The sequence below is a fragment of the Aquimarina sp. 2-A2 genome, from assembly GCF_045505135.1.
Taxonomy (GTDB): Bacteria; Bacteroidota; Bacteroidia; order Flavobacteriales; family Flavobacteriaceae; genus Aquimarina; species Aquimarina intermedia.
On the sequence record NZ_JBJKFI010000001.1, the window covers coordinates 573385 to 596245 of the forward strand.

The 22861-nt window shown below is 36.4% G+C and carries 19 protein-coding genes and 1 tRNA gene; 13 read left to right on the top strand and 7 right to left on the bottom strand.

Annotated elements, in window-relative coordinates:
- The first annotated feature begins 76 nt into the window (after positions 1–76).
- The gene (locus tag ACJRPK_RS02505) at positions 77–547 is read left to right on the top strand and encodes a CBS domain-containing protein (protein WP_148781025.1); all 471 of its coding nucleotides are present in this window, start codon (positions 77–79) and stop codon (positions 545–547) included.
- A 4-nt stretch (positions 548–551) separates the two neighbouring features.
- Here ACJRPK_RS02505 and ACJRPK_RS02510 read toward each other — a convergent pair whose 3' ends face one another.
- The 3 genes from ACJRPK_RS02510 to ACJRPK_RS02520 all read right to left on the bottom strand — a co-directional run bounded on the left by ACJRPK_RS02510 (position 552) and on the right by ACJRPK_RS02520 (position 2535).
- Complete coding sequence (locus ACJRPK_RS02510) at positions 552–902, bottom strand: hypothetical protein (RefSeq protein WP_407138290.1); 351 nt, start codon at positions 900–902, stop codon at positions 552–554.
- Positions 903–951: 49 nt separating this feature from the next.
- Positions 952–1854 carry a histone deacetylase gene (locus ACJRPK_RS02515; protein WP_407138291.1) on the bottom strand — a complete coding sequence of 301 codons (903 nt, stop codon included), beginning with the start codon at positions 1852–1854 and terminating at the stop codon, positions 952–954.
- 72 nt (positions 1855–1926) lie between these two features.
- Positions 1927–2535 (bottom strand): superoxide dismutase, encoded by a 609-nt coding sequence (locus ACJRPK_RS02520; RefSeq protein WP_407138292.1) that lies wholly within the window; start codon positions 2533–2535, stop codon positions 1927–1929.
- A 249-nt stretch (positions 2536–2784) separates the two neighbouring features.
- Here ACJRPK_RS02520 and ACJRPK_RS02525 point away from each other — a divergent pair, with 249 nt between their 5' ends.
- The 4 genes from ACJRPK_RS02525 to ACJRPK_RS02540 all read left to right on the top strand — a co-directional run bounded on the left by ACJRPK_RS02525 (position 2785) and on the right by ACJRPK_RS02540 (position 11318).
- Complete coding sequence (locus ACJRPK_RS02525; RefSeq protein WP_407138293.1) at positions 2785–5931, top strand: UvrD-helicase domain-containing protein; 3147 nt, start codon at positions 2785–2787, stop codon at positions 5929–5931.
- Positions 5932–6206: 275 nt separating this feature from the next.
- Positions 6207–7604 carry an OmpA family protein gene (locus ACJRPK_RS02530; RefSeq protein ID WP_407138294.1) on the top strand — a complete coding sequence of 466 codons (1398 nt, stop codon included), beginning with the start codon at positions 6207–6209 and terminating at the stop codon, positions 7602–7604.
- 130 nt (positions 7605–7734) lie between these two features.
- Positions 7735–10470, top strand: coding sequence for a PD-(D/E)XK nuclease family protein (locus ACJRPK_RS02535; RefSeq protein WP_407138295.1), 2736 nt, complete (start codon positions 7735–7737; stop codon positions 10468–10470).
- 2 nt (positions 10471–10472) lie between these two features.
- Positions 10473–11318: an alpha/beta hydrolase family protein gene (locus ACJRPK_RS02540; protein WP_407138296.1), complete on the top strand. Its 846-nt coding sequence runs from the start codon at positions 10473–10475 to the stop codon at positions 11316–11318.
- A gap of 103 nt (positions 11319–11421) precedes the next feature.
- Here ACJRPK_RS02540 and ACJRPK_RS02545 read toward each other — a convergent pair whose 3' ends face one another.
- A complete protein-coding gene (locus tag ACJRPK_RS02545; RefSeq protein ID WP_407138297.1) occupies positions 11422–11718 on the bottom strand; it encodes a hypothetical protein in 297 nt (98 codons plus the stop codon).
- Between the two features lie 17 nt (positions 11719–11735).
- On the opposite strand from ACJRPK_RS02545, the gene ACJRPK_RS02550 reads away from it, so the two are divergent.
- The 3 genes from ACJRPK_RS02550 to ACJRPK_RS02560 all read left to right on the top strand — a co-directional run bounded on the left by ACJRPK_RS02550 (position 11736) and on the right by ACJRPK_RS02560 (position 15357).
- On the top strand, positions 11736–14135 hold the full coding sequence (locus tag ACJRPK_RS02550) for a TonB-dependent receptor (RefSeq protein ID WP_407138298.1): 2400 nt from the start codon (positions 11736–11738) through the stop codon (positions 14133–14135).
- Between the two features lie 4 nt (positions 14136–14139).
- Positions 14140–14682, top strand: a complete 543-nt coding sequence (locus ACJRPK_RS02555) for a hypothetical protein (RefSeq protein ID WP_407138299.1) — start codon at positions 14140–14142, stop codon at positions 14680–14682.
- Positions 14683–15138: 456 nt separating this feature from the next.
- A complete protein-coding gene (locus ACJRPK_RS02560) occupies positions 15139–15357 on the top strand; it encodes a VF530 family DNA-binding protein (protein WP_407138300.1) in 219 nt (72 codons plus the stop codon).
- Positions 15358–15400: 43 nt separating this feature from the next.
- Here ACJRPK_RS02560 and ACJRPK_RS02565 read toward each other — a convergent pair.
- Positions 15401–15474 (bottom strand) — tRNA-Ala (locus tag ACJRPK_RS02565).
- Between the two features lie 97 nt (positions 15475–15571).
- Here ACJRPK_RS02565 and ACJRPK_RS02570 point away from each other — a divergent pair.
- The 5 genes from ACJRPK_RS02570 to ACJRPK_RS02590 all read left to right on the top strand — a co-directional run bounded on the left by ACJRPK_RS02570 (position 15572) and on the right by ACJRPK_RS02590 (position 19535).
- Positions 15572–16072: a GNAT family N-acetyltransferase gene (locus ACJRPK_RS02570; protein ID WP_407138301.1), complete on the top strand. Its 501-nt coding sequence runs from the start codon at positions 15572–15574 to the stop codon at positions 16070–16072.
- Positions 16066–17403, top strand: coding sequence for an MATE family efflux transporter (locus ACJRPK_RS02575; RefSeq protein WP_407138302.1), 1338 nt, complete (start codon positions 16066–16068; stop codon positions 17401–17403). Before ACJRPK_RS02570 ends, ACJRPK_RS02575 begins: the two co-directional genes overlap by 7 nt.
- 23 nt (positions 17404–17426) lie before the next feature.
- Positions 17427–18170, top strand: coding sequence for an enoyl-CoA hydratase/isomerase family protein (locus tag ACJRPK_RS02580; protein ID WP_407138303.1), 744 nt, complete (start codon positions 17427–17429; stop codon positions 18168–18170).
- A gap of 114 nt (positions 18171–18284) precedes the next feature.
- The gene (locus tag ACJRPK_RS02585; protein ID WP_407138304.1) at positions 18285–18734 is read left to right on the top strand and encodes a 6-pyruvoyl trahydropterin synthase family protein; all 450 of its coding nucleotides are present in this window, start codon (positions 18285–18287) and stop codon (positions 18732–18734) included.
- A gap of 48 nt (positions 18735–18782) precedes the next feature.
- A complete protein-coding gene (locus ACJRPK_RS02590) occupies positions 18783–19535 on the top strand; it encodes a UDP-2,3-diacylglucosamine diphosphatase (protein ID WP_407138815.1) in 753 nt (250 codons plus the stop codon).
- Here the strand turns inward: ACJRPK_RS02590 and ACJRPK_RS02595 are convergent.
- A complete protein-coding gene (locus ACJRPK_RS02595; RefSeq protein ID WP_407138305.1) occupies positions 19532–20512 on the bottom strand; it encodes an ABC transporter ATP-binding protein in 981 nt (326 codons plus the stop codon). The genes ACJRPK_RS02590 and ACJRPK_RS02595 overlap by 4 nt on opposite strands.
- Before the next feature lie 80 nt (positions 20513–20592).
- Positions 20593–22761 (bottom strand): prolyl oligopeptidase family serine peptidase, encoded by a 2169-nt coding sequence (locus ACJRPK_RS02600; RefSeq protein WP_407138306.1) that lies wholly within the window; start codon positions 22759–22761, stop codon positions 20593–20595.
- Between the last annotated feature and the right edge of the window lie 100 nt (positions 22762–22861).

A 22861-nucleotide genomic window follows, 5' to 3' on the forward strand; every position in this document is an offset into this window, starting at 1 on the left:
CCTACAAGAGTGAATTTTAACACCTATTAAATCATTGAAAATCATTATATTTAAGATGAGCTAAATATGATACGTTATGGGAATTATAAGTTTTATAGGGGCGCGATCCAAAACAAAGAAACAAGATGAGACCCGAATTAAGGTTTCTGATTATATGACGAGAGAATTGATAACCTTTACTCCGGATCAATCGGTGATGGAGGTTATTGAAACCTTGGTAAAGCATAAAATATCAGGTGGACCTGTGGTGAATCATCGGTACGAACTATTGGGAATTATCTCTGAAGGAGATTGTATAAAACAACTCAACGAAAGCAGGTATTACAATATGCCAATTGATGATGCAACGGTAGATAAATTTATGGTTAAAAATGTGGAGACTATAGATGGTAATGCCAGCATTTTTGATGCTGCAAATAAATTTATAGAGACTAAAAGGAGACGTTTTCCTATTTTGGAAGAGGGCAGGTTAATCGGACAGATTAGTCAAAAGGATGTTATGAAAGCTGCTCTCAAGATGAATAGTCAACATTGGAGAGATTTTTAAAGGACTAGCTTTTTCTTTTGACCAATGCATAGAAATCATTTTCTAACGCGAGATATCCTTGATTATACACAAAATAATACACATTTCCGGTTTTGGTGGTATAGATACTTGTGAAATGATCAAAGTCAAAATTTTTTGAGGTAAGCCAACTTTTGGGGATTCTAATTTTATCTTCAGGATTGAGCTGCTCTAGAATTCTATAATTTTTCCGTAACCGATTATTAATATTGCGAATAAGGTTCGTAGTATCCTTATTGAGCTTGTTATTGTGTGCATTACGACAATAATCACTACAAAATTTTTTGTCGACGCGCCCAATGATTTTTTCACCACATTCGGGACATTTTTTTTCCATATTTCTTTGCAATTAACACCGAAGATACAATAAATTTTAGCTACAAAAATCAGTCAAACAAATGTTTAGCTACCCGATAAGTGTTAGCATGGGCCTCTATGATTGTTTTAATATCGGGGGAATACCCACCACCCATAGAGCACATAACAGGTAGTTGATATTCTTTACACACACTCAACACGAAGCGATCTCGCTCCTTACATCCGGCTAGCGTGCAATTAATTTTACCAAGTTTATCACTAGATAAAATATCAACACCCGATAAGTAGAAGATAAAATCAGGACGCTGTTCTTCAATTAATGTTGGCAAGGTATCTTTTAAAATATGTAAATAATCTTTATCCGATGTTTCCTTGGGTAATGCAATATCCAAATCAGAAATTTCCTTTTTAAAAGGGTAGTTAGAAGCGCCGTGCATGGAGAATGTAAAAACAGAGGTATCATTAGCAAAGATTTCGGCAGTTCCGTTTCCCTGATGCACATCCAGATCTACAATTAGTATTTTTTTAATAGCATGGTGCTGTTGCAGATACCTGGCTGCTATGGCTTGATCGTTGAGTAAGCAGAAGGCTTCTCCTCGATTACTGTATGCGTGATGAGTGCCTCCTGCAATATTTAAGGCAACACCATATTCTAGCGCAAAAACAGCCGCCTTGATAGATCCGTCTGCTATCAATAATTCACGATCGACTAATTCCTTACTTAAAGGAAAACCAATTTTTCTAATGGATTTTGAGTCTAGGGTTAAATCTATTAATTGTTGAACGTAATCTGGACAGTGTGCCGCGTAAATAGCATTAAGATCGGGAAAGTCGGGTAGAAAGAAATTTGAATCTATGCAGGTGCCTTCGTGAAGTAACTGCTTAGGCAGTAGCTCGTACTTTTGCATCGGAAAACGATGTCCAGCGGGTAATGGGTGAGCATATAGTGGGTGGTAAGCAACCTTTAACATCGAAGCGGCATATTTTTAAAGTAAAAGAGACACCAAATTGATGTCTCTCTATTATATTCGCTATCTAGCTTCTTATTTATTTTCAGCATAACGCTTCGCTACTTCTTCCCAGTTAATTACATTAAAAAATGCATTCACATAGTCGGGACGACGATTTTGATAATTTAAATAATAGGCATGCTCCCAAACGTCAATGCCTAAAATTGGTGTTCCTCCACAGCCAACTTCCGGCATTAAAGGATTATCTTGATTAGGTGTTGCACATACTTCCAATTTACCGCCTTTATGCACACATAACCATGCCCAACCAGAACCAAACTGAGTTGCAGCAGCATTTGAAAATGCGTCCTTAAATGCTTCAAAAGAATCAAATGCAGCATCAATTGCTTCAGCTAATTCTCCACTTGGTTTTCCTCCTCCGTTTGGAGACATCACCTCCCAAAATAATCGGTGATTATAAAATCCGCCCCCATTGTTCCTAACCGCTTTGTTAGAGAGATCAAGATTAATAAGAATGTTTTCAATAGTCTTTCCTTCAAGATCAGTACCTTCAATAGCAGCATTTAGCTTGCTGGTATATCCCGCATGATGTTTACCATGATGAATTTCCATGGTACGTGCATCTATATTAGGTTCTAACGCATCAAAAGCGTAGTTTAATTTCGGTAATTCGAATGACATAGTATACTTTTTAAGTTAAAAAAAATAATAAGCTCAAATTTAACAATTAGGTATAGGATTTAAAACTATTAACTGTTATAAATTATCTAAAATAAAAAAATGCTTTGAATCAGCTCAAATACTGCTGTTTGTATGTGATTATCCGTCAAGCGGAAGCGATCAGATTACTAGAATTAAGTTTTTTCATACAGAATAATCAGGAAGTAGGAAGAATAGGTAAACGAGGTTTAGTATTTTAGTAAAAAAAATTTGAAATCCACTTCCTCCTTTACGGTATACAACGCTGCAGCAGGTGCAGGTAAAACCTACACCTTAGTACGTGAGTACTTGGTACGTTTACTAATGGCAGACTACAAAGAAGCGTATAAAAACATTTTGGCCATAACTTTTACAAATAAAGCAGTGGCCGAAATGAAGAGCAGAATTCTGGACTCACTGGTAGGAATAGCATCTAAACAAGTGTCACAGAAGTACGAGGGATTACTCAATGAGTTAGCACAGGAAACAGGACTAACGACGGAAAAACTTCAAAAAAAAGCAGATCAAATCCTTAAAAGCATCTTACATAATTATGCAGCTTTTGATATTGTGACCATTGATACATTTACCCATAGGGTCATACGTACGTTTGCTCATGACTTAAGTATACCCGTCAATTTTGAAATTGAAATGGATACCGAAACCTTGGTTAGTGAAGCTGTGGATGCAGTGGTGGCTAGAATTGGGGAAGATCGGGTACTGACACAAACGATATTGGATTTTGCCTTTAACAAATTAGATGACGACAAGAGTTGGGATATCGCCATAGAGCTAAACAAAGTAGCGAAGCTTCTTTTTAGTGAAAATGATAGAATACATCTTGAGAAGCTTTCGAATAAGCGTACTGAGGATTTTAAAAACTTTCAAAAACTCCTGCTTCAACAGCAGGAAACACTTCAGAGTGAAATAAAAGCTCTTGCCGAGAAGGTGTTAAACTTGATAGAGATCAGTGGCTTAGATCCTACTGATTTTAAGGGAAAAGACGGCTATGTTCCTGCTCATTTTAAGAAAATGATCGAAAAAAATGGAGCAATAGACTTTAAAGCCGGATGGAAACAAGCAATAGAGACAACAGATTTCTATACTAAGACGTTGGTTCAAACCAAAAAAGATAGTATTGATGAAATTCGCCCCTTTGTTGTAAATGCCTTTTTGACGACCAAAAACATGTTTTATGAGCTGAAATTCGTTCAGAACATTCTCAAAAATCTAGTGCCTCTTTCTATACTGAGTGCAATACATAAGGAGTTAACAGCGATCAAAAAAGAAAGAAATATTTTACTAATTTCAGAATTTAATGAGATAATTAGTGATGCTATACAGGATCAACCTGCCCCGTTTATCTATGAACGGTTAGGAGAGCGGTACCGGGATTATTTTATAGATGAATTTCAAGATACTTCTTCCTTACAATGGACCAACCTAGTTCCGCTAATTGAGAATGCTATTACGACAGAAACCTTAACTGGAAAACGCGGAAAGCTGACTATAGTCGGCGATGCAAAACAGGCCATTTATCGTTGGAGAGGCGGCAGAGCAGAGCAATTTATCGAACTTTCTCAACAACATAGTCCATTCTCTACTTCGGATAAAGAGGTGTTAAATTTACCCACCAATTATAGAAGTTGTGCCGAAATCATAAATTTCAACAATGACTTTTTTACGTATTTGTCAAAAGACTTTAGCGATACAAGTCATACAAAGCTGTATGAAGAAGGGAATAAGCAATTACACAATTCAAAAGAAGGAGGATTTATAAATCTCTCTTTCATTGAAGCAAAAAATGTAGATGAAGAGAATGAAAGGTATCCTGAAGCTGTCTATGATACCATTTTGGAGCTTTGTAAAAAGGGGTACGCCTTAAGAGATATTTGTATTCTTACCCGAAGGCAAAGAGAGGGAACACACGTTGCAGACTATCTCACAGAAAGATCAATTACTATAGTTTCATCTGAAACCTTACTTATTAATAATGCACCCGAAGTACAGTTTATAGTATCCATGCTTACCTGGAGCTTATACCCTCAGGATTCAATAACCAAAACTGAGCTTTTGCATTTTTTGGCGATACATTATAGGATTAATGATCCACATAGGTTTATCAAAGAGGCGATTCATGCAGAACAACAAGAATGGACAACAATATTAAGCGAATTTCAAATTGAATTTGATTTTAATCAATTGTTAAAGCTCCCCTTTTATGAGGTGGTAGAATATATAGTAAGTACGTTTAATTTGCATGAAACAGGCGGAAGCTATGTTCAGTTTTTTCTCGACACTGTATTTTCATATCAGCAACAGCACGAAGAAGGGATACTTGGATTCTTATCCTATTGGAGTGCAAAAAAAACCAAATTGAGTATTGTTGCACCCGAAGGGGAAGACGCGGTGCGCATTATGACAATTCATAAAGCTAAGGGATTAGAATTTAAATGTGTTATTTATCCATACGCTAACGTGGATATTTATAGAGAAATAGAACCAAAAACATGGTTTCCTTTTCCAGATAACGAAGCTGGGTTTACCGAAGTTTTATTAAACTACTCATCAGAGATTGCCGAGTATAGTGCGTATGGACAAGAATTAGTTGAGCAAAGAAAAGCGCAGCTTGAGCTGGATGCTTTTAATCTGTTATATGTGGCATTTACTAGAGCTGAAGAGCAATTATATGTTTTGTCAAAGTGTGAGTTGACTGTAAAAAAAGAACCAAATTCAAATAAGTTTTCTGGAAAATTGATCGGTTACTTAGAACAATGTGGACTATGGAAACCGGATCAGATGGAATATGTTTTCGGAAAGTTCGAACGCCCATCAACCGAAGGAGAAGTTACAGTAACGCAAAGCGCCCACGCCACAAATACTTATTACTCCAATAGAAGTAAAAATGTAAAAATTGTTACCAATTCCGGACTCCTTTGGAATACAAATCAGAAAACTGCTATAGAAAAAGGGAATCTTTTGCATTATTTGATGTCAAAAGTCATGTATGCGCAGGATGTTGACTCTGTAATAGATCAAGGACTACAAGAAGGTTTAATTGCTAAAACCGAGCAAAAATTGCTAAAAAAAGGTTTAATTAATATCGTAACACATCCCAGGTTATCAGAATATTTTAGTGAAGAATATGAGATTTTGAATGAAAAAGAAATTTTTTCCAATGGTAAATCGTATCGTCCCGATCGTATAATTTTAAAAGGTCTTAATGTTTCCATATTAGATTATAAAACGGGAACTTATTCCGGTTCACATGCCGAGCAAATATATGATTATGGGGAACTTATGAAAAAAATGGGGTATAAGATTAAGAATAGAATACTAGTATATAGTGACGAAGAAATAGCGCTTCGATTCATATAAAATACTGCATTTTTTCCTACAAAAATATTTTTTCTAATAAAATTTATAGTATACTTGTATCAAAATTTTAAAAATAAATATGTGAATTTGGCGTTTATTAGGTTAAATGTCTTATGTTTTTAAAACTAAAATTGTATAGATAAAATTGCTTGAAGGGCTTGTAAACAGTGATAGATACTGGCCTTTTAAGAAAAATTTATTAGTTTTGTCTTTGACAGTAATTTTTAACATATTACATTTGCTCTAATTAACACTTAAAAATTAAATTATTGAATATGAAACATCTTAGCAGATTTTTAGTGGCTTCGTTATTAGTACTTGGGTTCAGTACTGCGAATGCACAAGATCAAAACAACCCTTGGGCAGTATCGATTGGCGTTAATGCTGTTGACATTTTTCCTACCGGAGGAGACTTACCTAATCAAGGTGAGATCTTTGACGAATATTTCAATGCTGGAGATCATTGGAATATCCTTCCATCTGTATCAAAATTATCTGTTGGTAGATATATTGGTGATGGATTTACTTTTACTGTAGGTGGTACAGTTAATAAAATAGAAAATGCAGGTGAGCTTGAAGACGGTACTAATGTATCTGTTGATGATTTATCATACTACGCTGTAGATGGTATGATCTCTTACAGCTTCAAAAACGCTTTAAACACTAAATGGTTTGATCCTTATTTAGGTGTTGGTGGTGGATACACTTGGTTAGATGAGATTGGTGCAGGAACATTAAATGGTTCTTTAGGTTTTAATTTCTGGTTAACTGAGAATTTAGCTTTTAACTTACAGTCTACGTACAAGCACGTATTCGAAGAGTATGATGTAAGCAACTATCCTCCAACTCACTTTCAACATTCTGCTGGTCTAACATTCGCATTCGGAGGTAAAGATACTGATGGTGACGGAGTATATGACAAAGATGATGAGTGTCCAGAAGTTCCTGGATTAAAAGAATTTAACGGATGTCCTGATACTGACGGTGATGGTATCACTGATGGTAAAGATGATTGTCCAGATGTTGCAGGTACTGCAGAATTCAACGGATGTCCTGATACTGATGGTGACGGAATCGCGGATCCTAAGGATGAGTGTCCTACTGTTGCTGGTTTAGCTGAGCTTAACGGTTGTCCTGATGCTGATGGTGATGGTATCGCTGATGCTAAAGACGGTTGTCCTAACGAAGCTGGTCCTGCTGCGAACAACGGATGTCCTTACGAAGATAAAGACGGTGATGGTGTATTAGACAAAGATGATAACTGTCCTGATGTTGCTGGAACTGTTGCAAACAACGGATGTCCTGAAGTAACTGAAGAAGTTCAGAAGACTTTAAATGAGTATGCTAAGACTATCTTGTTTGACTTAGGTAAATCTTCTATCCAGAAACAGTCTTACGGAGTACTTAACGATATCATTGCAATCTTACAAGAATATCCTAACTCTAAGTTTACTGTAGAAGGTCACACTGATAGTTCAGGTAGTAACAAACTTAACCAGAGATTATCTGATTCTAGAGCAAACTCTGTTAAGAACTACTTAACTGAAAACGGTGTAGATCAGTTTAGATTATCTGCTGTTGGATATGGTGAAGATAAGCCAATCGCTTCTAACAGAACTAGAGCTGGTAGAGCGCAAAACAGACGTGTTGAAATTAACTTGGTAAAAGAGTAATTCAACAGACAAACTGTTAAAATATATCAAAGCGTCCCGATAATTCGGGACGCTTTTTTTATGTTCTGTTTTTTATTGTTATCTCATATTTGATTAACTTCCGCATCTACCAGTTAATCAAAACTACTACATGAGAACATTTTTGCAAGAAGTTGTAATTCAGATCGATCGAGAGTACGATACTATTAGCGATCTAATCTTTGTAGTACCAAGTAAACGAGCCGGATTGTTTCTTAAGAAAGAACTACTTTCGTTCTATTCAGATCGCACATTTTTTGCACCTCAAATTTATAGTATAGAAGATTTTATTGAAGAGGTCTCAGGCTTGCAAGGAATAGACTCAATTGCTACTCTTTTTGAATTTTATGAAACCTATCTGACAACCTATCCAGAGCAGCAAAAAGAAAGCTTCGAAAATTTTAGTGCTTGGGCGCAAACCTTGATTCATGATTTCAATGAAATTGATCGATATTGTGTAGATCACCAAGATTTTTTTTCGTATTTATCAAGTATTCAAGATATTAATCACTGGTATCTGCAAGAAAAAAAGACTCCCTTAGTTAAGAATTATATACAATTTTGGAAAAGCTTACATCGGTATTATCAAAATTTTAGTGAACAACTCATTAAAAAAAACATAGGATATCAAGGCTTACTGTATCGTGAGGCAGCTGCGCAAATTGATACATATGCACAGCAACATTCAAACACTCATATTTTTCTTGGCTTCAATGCTCTTAATAATGCAGAGCAACATATTTTCCAATATATGCTAGAGAGAAATCAGGCTACTATTTTTTGGGATGCGGATAATTTTTTTATGGAAAACAGTTATCACGAGGCCTCATTATTTCTTAGGAATTATAAGAATTCTTGGGGGTTTTATAAAAAACAACCTTTTAACTGGATGGGAGAACATTTTAGCCAAAATAAAACTTTTGAAATTATCGGAGTTCCCAAAAATGTGGGTCAGGCTAAATATGTAGGGCAGTTGGTGTCTAAAATTCCCAAAGATGCGCTAGAGCAGACAGCAGTAGTATTAGCTGATGAGTCGCTACTGCTACCCACACTTAATTCATTACCCGACTCAATACCGGCACTCAATATAACAATGGGTATGCCACTCAAAGAAGCACCTATCGCAGCCTTTTTTGAGTATTTGTTTGAGTTTCATAAAACCGCTCAGCAGAAAGGAGGGTACTATAAGTTGATTAACAACATAATAAGCGCTCCTGCTGCATTTTGGTTGTTAGGTGATCAGGCTGCAGTAATACGAAATACAATTATTAAGGAGAACCTTGTCTATGTATCAACGACCAAGCTGAAGGATATTGTTGGCGACCAAAAAGCAGATATTGTCGAACTTCTTTTTGAACCGTGGAACACGGTGGATAGTGCGTTATCCAAATGTTCAACCTTGATACAATTGATAAAAGAGAAGTTAGATCCTGAGCTGAACGCACTGGAGATTGAATATAGCTATCACTTTTACGTAATCTTCAATAAATTAAAAACGTTACAATCTGATTTTTCACATCTCACAACCATTGCTGCTTTACACAGGCTGTATAGGGATTTGCTAGCCTCAGAAACTCTTGACTTCAAGGGAGAACCCTTTCAAGGGTTACAGTTGATGGGAATGTTGGAATCAAGATGCTTAGATTTTGAAACTGTTATTTTAACTTCAGTTAACGAAGGGGTGCTTCCTGCAGGCAAAAGCTCAAATTCTTTTATCCCTTTTGATTTAAAAAAAGCTTACAATTTACCAACGTATAAAGAAAAAGATGCTATCTATACCTATCATTTTTATCGGCTGTTACAACGTGCTAAGCATATCTATCTATTGTATAATACTGAGAACGAAGGAGTAGGTGGCGGAGAAAAAAGCAGATTCCTGCACCAGTTAGTATTAGATACCTGTCCGAATCATATCGTTAAGGAACAAGTGGTTACTTCAAATGTGCCTAAAATAGTCAACACGGCTCGACAATTCGATAAAACTGCGGACATGCTCACTGCTATAACCAAGCTTGCCGATTATGGTTTGTCACCTTCTGCGTTAACCACGTATATTAGAAATCCTGTTGATTTTTATTATCGATATGTCCTTGGTTTAACAGAGACTGACGAAGTTGAAGAGACCGTAGCTGCAAATACGTTGGGAACCGTAATTCATAATACTTTAGAAAATTTTTATAAACCCTTAGAAGGTGAATTTCTTGATGAAGAAACCATTAAGGAAATGATCTCAAAAATTGATTCTGAGGTTACCGCCCAGTTCAAATTGGAGTACACGGCGTTGGACATTAAGGCAGGAAAAAACCTGTTAATTTTTGAAGTGGCGAAGCGCTACATTCTCAAATTCTTAAAATCGGAACTCAAACAGGTAAAAGCTGGGAACCAGCTTAAAATACTTTTTATAGAACAATCATTGAAGGCTAAGATTGATATTCCTGAAATAGATAGCGACATTTTTATCAAAGGAAAAGTCGATCGGGTTGACCAACTTAATGGAGTTACTCGAATTATTGATTATAAAACCGGAAAAGTCGCTAAAGCTGACGTTGTTTTAATGGGATGGGAAGGTTTGACAGATACTTATGATAATAGTAAGGTTATTCAAGTATTGGCATATGCATTGATGCAACAAAAGAACGGACTATTGAGCACTCCTTTTGAAGCAGGAATTATTTCTTTTAAAAATTTGAAAGAAGGATTTCTTAAATTTGGTACAAAACAAAGCGTCCGAGGTAAAACAGATTATGAAATAACCTCTGAAACATTGGAAATTTATGTCGAACAGCTCAAGAAACTGATTATAGAAATTTTTTCCACCGATATACCATTTATTGAAAAAGAAGTTTAGCCATGGAAATAGTAAAAAATATAATCATAGCCAGTGAATTTGATAAACCTTTAGTAGCTGATGTTTTTTTTAAAAACACGGAGTATTCAAAACCGGTGATATTATTTTGTCATGGATACAAGGGGTTTAAAGATTGGGGAGCTTGGGACTTGTTAGCAAACTTTTTTGCTAAAAACGACTGTTGTTTTATTAAATTCAACTTTTCTCATAATGGGGGTACGGTAAAGCAGCCTGTTGATTTTCCGGATTTAGAAAGTTTTGGCAACAATACGTATTCCAAAGAGCTTACGGATGTGAACAGTATGTTAGACTGGATTTTTGATAGTGACAATCCATATGCTCAACACATGGATACTTCTAGGATTATTTTGGTCGGACATTCTAGGGGTGGTGGTATTGCGACCTTAAAAGCAGCATCAGACACAAGAATTACTAAATTAGTTACGTGGGCTGGAGTGTCAGATTTTAAAAGTAGATTTCCGCAAGGAGAAGCACTTAAAGAATGGAAAGAAACTGGAGTTATGTATGTTGACAACGCGAGGACCTTGCAGAAGATGCCACATTTTTATTCTTTTTATTTAGATTTTGTGCAAAACGAAAATCAATTGACAATAGAAAAAGCGGCAAAAGGAATCACTAAGCCAACTTTGATTATACACGGAGATGCCGACACTTCTGTGCTCTATGATGAAGCGCTCAAACTTCACTCTTGGATACCACGTAGCGAATTAATTACCATTAATAATGCAACTCATGTTTTTGGTGCCAAACATCCCTGGGAGCATGATTTTTTGCCTGAGGATCTTATAAAAATTGGTGAAGAAACTTTGAAATTTGTAATTCTTTAACAAATTATCATAGTAGAAAATGAAATTGATGCTAATTTTTTTCGTTTATTTGTACTAATGTTAGCAAATAAAAATATCATTGCGTCACTATTGTTAGTGTTTTTCAGCTGTATCCAAATAGCTGATTTACATGCATTGGATCATGAGGTGGATGATGTGGACTGTAAAATCTGTCAGTTTGCTGCAGATCAGAAGGCAGAATCTTATTTGCCATCACAGGACATAGGGGTTCCTCAGACACTTTACGTATATACTGGGGTGCTACCTTTACAATATCATGTCGTTGTTTATACAAATACGAGTTTTGATAATCTTCAGAATAAAGCACCTCCGGTAGCTTAATTACTTTTCCATTTTCCAAATCAGTCGTGCGAATTTTAGCGGGACTTTGATTTTTCACTTTTTTTAATTTTTACAATGAAAAGATTCGCATATGTACTTGTGTTTCTTTTAGGTAACGGGATGCTAATCGCACAAGATTGTAACCAGGTTTTAACAGGACAGGTTATTGATTTTCATGATGGTTTACCGCTGGAAGACGCAAGAATATCATTTAATAATTTGGTTTTTACGACTGATAACGAAGGTAGATTTAGGATAGAGAATCTTTGTCCTACAGCTTACGCTTTTACAGTTACCCATCAAGATTGCATTACCCAGGTAAAGACTATTGACGTGAGTAAAACCTCTGAAATTGACTTCTATTTGGAGCATCACTATACTGATCTTGACCAGGTTGATATAAGCACTTCAAATGGTAAAAATGTGACAAATAGTTTGTCTGAGGATAAATTATCAAGTCAGGATATTGAGAACTATAGCAGTTTATCTCTGGGTGATGCTTTAAAAGAAGTATCAGGAGTAACAAGTTTATCTACTGGAAACACTATTGTAAAACCAGTTATTCAAGGGCTGCATAGTAGTCGTATTATCATTATGAACAATGGGGTACGTCAGGAAGACCAGGAATGGGGAGAAGAGCATGCACCTAATGTTGATATCAATGCGTTTAATCAGATAAAAATAATTAAGGGAGCTGGTGCTTTGCAATACGGTGGGAACGCTATTGGCGGAGTGGTTGTGGCAGAAAATAAACTAACTACCCTTAGAGATACAATTTTTGGCTCTGCTGGATTTGCAGCTAGCTCTAATGGACGTGGAACAGCGTCAAATGCTACTGTTAATATTGGTCTTAGTGACGGTTGGAGTGCAAGAGCACAAGGGACGCTCAAATACTTTGGAGATAGTGAAGCTCCTGATTATATCTTAAGTAATACGGGGCATAGAGAACAAAGTTTTTCATTTGGGACAGGCTACTCCAATTTTCAATTTGGTGTAGAGGGATATTATAGTTTCTACAATGCCACTCAAGGAATATTAAGGGCTTCTCATATCGGGAATGTGGGTGATTTAGTACGCGCAATAAAAAGTGATCGACCACTCATCGAAGAAGATTTTACCTATGTAATTAATGAGCCCAAGCAAAAAACACAACATCATCTGGCTAAGCTAAAAGCGTACAATCGATTTCGTAATCTCGGAAAACTGGAACTTCAATATGCATTGCAAGTAAATCAGAGAAAAGAATTTGATATACGACGGGGAGAAGATCGTGACAAAGCGAGTTTGGATTTAGAGTTAATTACACACGCTCTTGAAAGCTCTTTTTTATTCGATGCTAATGAAAATTTTAAGAAAACGGCTGGGGTACAACTGACGTATCAAACGAATACTCCAAATCCGGAAACAGGGGTGCGAAGACTTATTCCGGATTATGAGAAGTATACAGCGGGGTTATATGCTATATCAGAAATTAGTCTTTATGATAACCTTAAAGCTGATCTAGGCATTCGATATGATTATATACATTTAGATGCCAAAAAGTTTTATAAAAAGGATTTTTGGGAAGCACGTGGATACGATCAGGAGTTCCCGAATCTTATCATAAGAGACGAGGGGAATCAATGGCTTACAAACCCTATATATGATTATCACAGTATCGCAGCTTCTGCTGGAGTCAAGTATACCTATGCTGATAATAATAAATTACTTTTTAACGCCTCATATGCTATGCGAGCTCCCAATCCTACCGAATTGTTCAGTGATGGTTTACATCACAGTGCTGCGATTATTGAGCTAGGAAGATTGGACTTGGATCAGGAAAAAGCACTTAAATTTTCCCTTACCTCAGAGCATAAAAACCTCTTTGATTTCTTATCGGTTAAAATAGCACCCTACTTTAGTAAGATTGAAGATTATAAACTGCTTGAGCCGACGGGTCTTGAATTAACGATTAGAGGCGCATTTCCAGTATGGGAATATCGACAAACGGATGCGTTATTATACGGAGTAGATGTGGATCTTAGCGCTAGCTTGACAAATAATTGGAGCGTAGCAAGTGCGTTTTCATACATTCGCGGACAAGATGAAATTTTAAACGAGGATTTACCACAAATGCCCGCACCTGTATTTCGATCTACGCTTACATATGCGGTATCTCAGCTTGAACTCTCTTTGATAAATACAACAGCATTGAAACAATCTCATTTCCCTAACAATAACTTTGAAGTAGAATTTACTGAAAACCAAGAGCTTACTACAGAGGTGGTCGATATATCTTCTCCACCACCGGGGTATACACTTTTTGATTTGATGGCTAATTATACCTTAACTCTAAAAAACCCTCAGGATTTTAGAGTAGGACTTTCAGTAACAAACATTTTTAACACCTCTTATAGAGACTATTTAAACAGACAACGCTATTACGCAGCTGCGCTTGGCAGAAATATTTCAATTCACTTAAATCTTAAATTTTAAAACTATGAACATTTTAAAGAACCTTATCCTCGGAGCAGGAGTAACCTTATTATTTTCCGCTTGTGGAAGCGATGATGATCTTCCGGAAGTTATAAATGAAGAAGAAACAATAACCACAGTCAAACTGAACTTTACCGAAGCCGGATCTTCAGAAACTAAAACGGTGGTATGGACTGAAAATAAAAAAGATGCTATTACACTAAAAGCGGATACTAACTATCAGGTATCCATACAATTCTTGGACGAATCTGATCCCAATGCAGTAGATAATATTACCGAAGAGGTAATTGCAGAAAAAGATGAACACTTGGTTTACTTTAACTCTACAGTAAAAGGGTTGTCCATCAAAAGTGCGGCAAACGATGTAATCGACAGCAATGGTGTTGCAATTAATATTACAACTACGTGGCAAAGCCCGGTAACAATCGAATCAGGAATTGTTACTGCTTTCTTAATTCACGAGCCCCTTACAAAAGTAGGGACAGAACGTAGTGATTTTGGAGGAGAAACGGATATAGAAGTCAGTTTTGATGTTAAGGTAGAGTAAATAAGAATTAGCTAGATTGAAACTATAACATGTACAAGTTGAGTTTGTGTATAAACATGTAACCTTAGTTTCGACAAAATCTCCGGGACTGGTTCCCGGGGATTTAATTAATACTTGTATAAATCATTTTGTGTTGTAACTTTTTGTAAGAATAAGCGTCTTATAATTAGCGTTCATTATGATTGTTGCTACGATTCGCATTGAATTAATACGGAATCATGATTTGTTTTAACAATTGTTTACTCTATTGTTAATTCTAAATTACGAATTTAAAAATGTAGATGTAGGATTCATTTTGATAGTATATTTGCAGCATAAGAAATAAAAACCAGTTGAAACCATCATAATTAGTATAAGTTGAGTTTGTGTTAATACAATTATGTTTCAATTGAGACCCTCGGAAGTAGTTAGCCGGGGGTTGTTTTTTTATGTATATTCGTTTGAATTGTAAATTCTATGAAAGATCAACCTAATAATCCATTGCACGGAGTAAAACTTGCAGATATTTTAGAATATTTGGTGGCTGCTTACGGTTGGGAACAATTAGGTAAGTTGATAAGTATTAGGTGTTTTACTACCGATCCTTCAATAAAATCAAGTCTTAAATTTTTAAGAAGAACTCCTTGGGCCAGAGATAAAGTAGAAAATCTGTACGTGAAATCTTTATCAAAATAAGATAACACTATTTCTTTACTCTAAATAAAACAAATACTATTTGTGGAGAAGATGGGATTCGAACCCACGACCTCTTGACTGCCAGTCAAGCACTCTAGCCAACTGAGCTACATCCCCGGCTATAGCCTCAAAAATAAACGTTTTTATTTAATAACCTATCAAAAACTAAAGTATTCATTCTACAAAATTACACTCAAGTTCCTATATTTGAGAAATGATTGCAAAAGCGACCTTATCCGATGTTGAACAAATTTTTCAGCTAACACAAGCCTGTGCTAAAGCATTAATTGCTCATGGTATTTATCAATGGAATGAGCACTATCCAACGCGTAAACGTTTTGAACTTGATATTGAGCGTGATGAGATGTACACATTCAAAAATGATGGTATTCTAATGGGTATTATCGTCTTGACCCCGGTAATGGATGAAGAGTATAAACCTATTGTTTGGCTTACTAAAAACAATTCAAACCTTTATATTCATCGGTTAGCAGTACACCCGGATTACTGGGGCAATGGTATTGCCAGACAGCTAATGGACTTTGGGGAAGCTTACGCTCGCGAACAGAACTATCAATCCGTGCGTTTAGATACCTTTAGCCAAAATAAACGTAACCAAAGTTTTTATAAAAAAAGAGGATATCAGCAGGTGGGAGAAATATTTTTTCCGAATCAGAGTGAGTTTCCATTTTATTGCTTTGAATTGGTATGGTAGCAGATGGAATTAGCTTTAAGAATATCAATCGCTTAGCGATACCGGCAATTGTTGCGGGTATTGCAGAACCCTTACTGTCTATTACTGATACAGCTATCGTGGGTAATATTCCTGATTTTGGCACCGAGTCGCTCGCTGCTGTTGGGATTGTTGGGTCGTTTTTGTCTGCATTGATCTGGATTTTAGGGCAGACACGTAGTGCGATTTCAGCCATAATTTCGCAATACCTTGGAGCAGGTCGATTAGATGAAGTAGAGAGTTTACCGGCACAAGCTATTTTCCTAAACGTGAGCTTGAGTGTAGTTATTTTAGTATCTACCATTTTTTTTATTGAAGAAATATTTCAGCTCTATAATGCCTCAGGGCTTATACTTGAGTATTGTGTGCAATATTATGAGATACGCGTGTGGGGTTTTCCTTTAACCTTATTTACGTTTGCAGTTTTCGGAATTTTTAGAGGTTTACAAAATACATTTTGGCCGATGATCGTGGCCATAATCGGTGCAAGTGTTAATGTTGGTCTGGACCTTATTTTAGTTTATGGATTAGATCAGTTCATTGAACCGATGGGTATCAAGGGTGCTGCCTGGGCAAGTTTAATATCTCAAGGACTTATGGCTATAATTGTGTTTGTACTATTAGTGGTAAAAACAAATGTCAGTCTGAAGCTAAAACTGCCTTTAAACAAAGAATTGGGTCGTTTGATAGCCATGAGTTTAAATTTGTTTGTGCGCTCCATCGCACTCAACACAGCGATTTATTTTGCAAACGCGCACGCAACGGATTATGGCAAAGAATATATCGCGGCTCACACGATTGCTTTGAATATATGGTTGTTTTCAGCATTTTTTATTGATGGTTACGGTGCTGCAGGAAATATTTTGAGCGGTAAATTGTTAGGCTCTCAACAATACAATATGTTATGGCAACTCAGTAAAAAAGTTACATTATATGGGATTGTGGTAAGTCTGGTACTTGGCGTATTAGGAAGTGTTTTTTATTACCAAATTGGAGCGGTTTTCACTAAAGAGCCTCTCGTGCTAGAAACATTTTACACGATTTTCTTTATTGTTCTGATCGCACAACCAATCAATGGAATTGCCTTTGTCTTTGATGGAATTTTTAAAGGCATGGGCGAAATGAGTTACCTTAGAAATGTGCTTCTTGCTGCAACATTTTTGGCTTTCATTCCTGTTTTGTACCTTAGTGAATCTTTCGGTTTTAAGCTAAGTGGGATTTGGATTGCGTTTGTAGTTTGGGCATTAGTTCGCGGCGTAGCTTTGGTAATCAAATTTAGAAAAATGATCCGTCCTAAATTAATTCCGGTTTAACATATGCTAAATTTCGAGATGCTATGGAGAGGAGTAAAGAAAGTGTATTTACCAAAGTAGAAAATAAGATTGCTACGATTGAATTTGGGCATCTGAATGAAAACCAACTGGACAGTGTCTTGTTAACACGTCTGGAAAAAACTTTTGTTGAAATTGAAAACGACAGTAAAGTATCCTTAGTGGTTTTGAAATCTCAAAAGAGCGATTTTTTTTGTAGGGGCCTGTTGCCCGAAATACTTAATCACAATACATTAGCAGATATACAAACATCACTAGTACTATTAGCCCAACTTTTCAAAATCTTACTTAAATATTCTAAGCCAATTGTGGCAAGGGTTGATGGAAAGATCGTAAATGATGGTCTGGGTTTGATAGCGTGTTGCGATTATGTGTTTGCTACAGAAGCATCGGCAATACAAATAAATCAAATGAAACAAGGTTTGGCTCCGCTGGTCACTCAGCTGCCCTTAACAGATTGTATTGGCACATCGGGATTTGATAGGTTGGTATGGAGTCCAAAGTCATGGCAAAATGCTTACTGGGCACTAGAAAAGGGGCTATACCATCACGTTTTTGAGAAAATTTCCGAACTGGATGAGGCCTTAGAGCTTTTTCTTGATGAGCTTAGTCAGTTCTCGCTTGAAGCTATGAAGACTATAAAAGACAACAAATTGATAATGCAAAGGTATAAGCCAAACCTTCTTGAGCAAAGTGCATTAACGGCTGCCAAGAATTTTTCTCACCACATCGAAGCAAGCACGAAGTAGCCTCCTAAGCTATTGCAATTTGACTGGTATTATATAAAATACGTATATGCGGTTTCTTTCTGGATAAGGTTCAAAACAAGCGAATGTTCCTTAACTTTGTCAAAAATTCTAGTAATGAGCAATATCAGGATCACAAAACAATTCACTTTTGAAACAGGTCACGCACTGTATGGGTATGATGGCAAGTGTAAGAATGTTCATGGTCATAGTTATAAACTAAGTGTTACCGTAATTGGGAAACCCATTACAGAAATAAATCATGTCAAACTCGGAATGGTTATCGATTTTGGAGATCTCAAAAAGATAGTAAAAGAAGAAGTAGAAGATGTTTTTGATCACGCTACGGTTTTTAATAAAAATACCCCTCATGTCGAGCTTGCCAAAGAACTTCAGGACAGAGGACATAATGTAATCTTACTTGATTACCAACCTACAAGTGAAAATATGGTTATAGATTTTGCAAAGAAAATAACGGCGAGATTACCGCAGAACATACAATTATTTTCATTAAAGCTTCAGGAAACTGAAACCTCTTATGCAGAGTGGTATGCAAGTGATAACTAAGATTGGCTTATATTTATAATTTATATGACAGCAACGCAATCACAGCACATCACTATTTCTGAAGGAAAGAAAATTTATTTTGCTAGCGATAATCATCTGGGAGCGCCCACTCCAGAACAAAGTTTTCCCAGAGAGCAAAAGTTCGTTGCTTGGTTAGACGAGATTAAAAAGGATGCAGCAGCTATTTTTTTACTAGGCGATTTATTTGATTTTTGGTTTGAATATAAAACTGTGGTGCCCAAAGGATTTACAAGGACTTTGGGGAAATTAGCAGAATTAACGGATTCCGGTATTCCTGTGTATTATTTTGTAGGAAATCATGATCTATGGATGGATGGCTATTTTGAGGAAGAACTCAACATTCCTGTTTTTCATTCACCTCAGGAATTTACATTTAATACCACAAAATTTCTAATAGGTCACGGTGACGGTTTGGGGCCTGGTGATAAAGGGTATAAACGCATGAAAAAAGTGTTTATCAATCCGTTCTCAAAATGGTTATTCCGTTGGTTACATCCTGATCTGGGAGTTCGATTGGCAAAATATCTTTCGGTTAAAAATAAACTCATATCAGGAGACGAGGATGTCAGATTTTTGGGTGAAGAAAACGAATGGTTGGTTCAATACTGTAAACGTAAATTAGAAACTAGCCCTATAGATTATTTTGTTTTTGGACATAGGCATCTTCCAATGGAGATTGACCTTGACGACAAGGCAACCTACGTAAACTTAGGAGATTGGATTGTTCATTATACCTATGCCGAATTTGACGGTAAGACCTTGATGCTTAAAAAGAACTAAGCACTTGTGTTCAATCGTTCATCAATAAGCGCCTTTGAGAAGGTAATACCAACCAGTGAACCAGTATTTATGGCATGAGGATGTTCAATAAAAATAATTCTATTTTCTAACACACATTCCAGCAAAAATATACTACCCTTAAAATAGGAGGCTTTTATTCTGACTTTTAAACTCGAAGCTTCGTTAAGCTGTATTTCATGAGGATATAGTAAAACCTGAGTTTGCTCTGGATAATCAGGATATAGGGCTGCGACCCTTACCGTATTCACTTCTCCAAATAGCGCAGCGGTATAATGGTCTACAGGATTTGTGTATAGTGCTTGTGTGTTTTTTTTATGTAACAATTGTCCTTCTTTTATCACGATAGTTTCGTCTGCAAAAGAAAGAATGTCAGTTTTATCATGGGTAGCTGTGATGCTTGTAATTTTATTTCTGCTCAAGTATTGAAATAAATTGCGTCGCAAGGCACTACGTCTATAATTGTCGATATTACCAAAAGGCTCATCCAATAATAATAATTCCGGACGTTTAGCTAATGACCGGGCAAGTGCGACCCGTTGTTTCTGTCCGCCGCTCAATAATTCGACCGGTGTGTCTGCATACGGAACCAATTCAACAATTTCAAGTAGCTCCTGAACACGACCTTGCTTGAGCTGAGGTTCAAAATTTGATAGATATTGACCAATATTATCGGCTACAGTTCGGTATGCAGCAAGTTCGAAACCCTGAGCGAGGTACTTCATGTTTTCTTGTCCGGGGATTAGATTGTAGGCAGGTCCGAGAATTTTCTGATCTTTCCAGAAGAGGGATCCGCTATGGACATCTAAGAGTCCGTAAAGAATTTTTAATAAGGTACTTTTGCCACAGCCACTTGCACCAATTACAGCAATATGTTGTCCTGGGGCTACCGTAAAACTAATATTTCTCAAAACCGGTTGAGTATCATACGCAAAAGAGATGTTTTTTACTGTCAGCATACTCAAAGATATTGAACTTTATATAAAAAAAGATCCGCTTTCCTTAAGAAAAACGGATCTTTTACAGTAAAAAATTATTTTTAACCTTTTACATTGGTATTTGCTTTCTCAGGTAATACCTCAAACCCCATATTATATAGTGTAAAACTAAAAATATCGGCATATTGCTCTATAGTCTTAGCTACAGGAGTTCCTGCACCGTGACCTGCATTAGTCTCTATTCTTATCAAAACAGGAGATGCTCCGGCGTGTTTCTCTTGTAGCTCTGCTGCAAATTTGAAGGAGTGTGCAGGAACTACACGGTCATCATGATCTCCCGTAGTAATTAAGGTGGCAGGATAGGACACTCCTTCTTTCACGTTATGTACAGGTGAGTACCCTTTTAAATACTCAAACATTTCTTTATTATCCTGTGCAGTACCATAATCGTATGCCCAGCCTGCACCAGCCGTAAAGGTATGGTAACGTAACATATCCAATACACCTACTGCGGGTAGTGCTACTTTCATCAGGTCAGGTCGTTGTGTCATTGTTGCTCCAACAAGCAGTCCACCGTTGGACCCTCCTCGTATTGCTAAATAATCATTTGAAGTATACTTACTCGAAATCAGATATTCAGCAGCAGCAATAAAGTCATCAAAAACGTTTTGTTTTTTAGTTTTAGTACCCGCATCGTGCCATTTCTTTCCATATTCACCACCACCTCTTAAATTGGGAACCGCAAGAATACCACCTTGTTCCATCCATACAGCATTGGTGATGCTGAATGACGGAGTTAAACTAATGTTGAAACCTCCATATCCATACAGAATTGTTGGGTTTTTCCCATTTAATTCGATCCCCTTTTTGTGAGTGATCATCATCGGTATTTTAGTACCATCTTTGGAATTATAAAAGACTTGTGTACTTTCATATTCACTGGGATTAAAATCAATAGAAGGTTTCTTATAAAGCTTAGAAGTTCCTTTTTCTATATCATAGGTATAAATGTTACCCGGAGTATTATAATTAGTAAAAGAATAGTACAACGTTTTCTCTTCTTTTTTACTATTGAAGCCACTAACACTTCCTTTACCGGGCAATGCTACTTCTCTTACCAATGTACCATCATAATCGTATTGACGAACTTTTGATAATGCATCAACCATGTACTCTGCGAAGAAATATCCTCCACCTTTACCGGGACTTAGTACATTTTCTGTCTCAGCTATAAAATCTGTCCATTGATCCGAAGATGGATTTGAGGCATCTGCTGTTACAATTTTTTGATTAGGTGCATTTAAGTTCGTTACCAAATACAGCTTAGAACCTACGTTATCGATTAAATAGGTATCACTGTCGGTATGATCTAGAATTGTAACTAGCTTACTGTTTGGTTTTGATAAATCTTTCAAAAATAATTTATTACCTGAAGTCGAAATACTAGCAGAAATTAGTAAGTATTTGTTGTCTTCGGTAACCTGACCGTTTACATAACGATGCTTTTCTTCTGGTGTTCCTCCAAATACTAACTGATCATCTTTTTGAGCAGTACCAAGTTTATGGTAATATAATTTGTGTTGATCGGTTTTTGCAGAAAGTTCGCTACCTTTTGGTTTGTCATAACTAGAGTAATAAAAACCTTCATTACCCTTCCATGCCATTCCTGAAAATTTAACATCAATGAGCGTATCTTCTATTACTTCTTTCGTTTCAGTGTTCTTGATAATAATTTTTCTCCAATCACTACCTCCTTCAGAAATAGAGTAAGCGAGCAGAGATCCATCTTTAGAAAAGCTCGCGCCACCAAGGGAGGTAGTACCATCTTCGCTAAAGGTATTTGGATCTAAAAAAACTTCAGGTTCATCGCCTTCGTTCTTAAAACGGTATAAAACATACTGGTTTTGTAATCCATCATTTTTATAGAAATAGGTGTAATCACCTTCCTTAAAAGGAGCACTGATTTTCTCATAGTTCCAAAGAGCGGATAAACGATCTTTTAAATCATTTCTAAATGGGATGCTTTTTAAGTACTCAAATGTAACTTCGTTTTGTTTTGTTACCCAAGCTTCAGTTTCTTTACTCCTGTCGTCTTCTAACCAACGGTATGGATCTTTTACTTGTGTGTCAAAATAAGTGTCAACTGTATCTACTTTTTTGGTTTCGGGATATACCACAGCACTTTCTTGTTTGTTGTTTTTAGCTTTTTTATCGTTAGTACAGCTCACGATTAATGCGATCGTACTGAGTAAGCATAAGATTTTTTTCATAACTATGATTTAAAGATATCTAACAAATTTATTAAAAATTAAAGGATCTACGCCGTAACATCCTGGTATCTTGCATTGGTTCCATATAAAAAAGTCCATA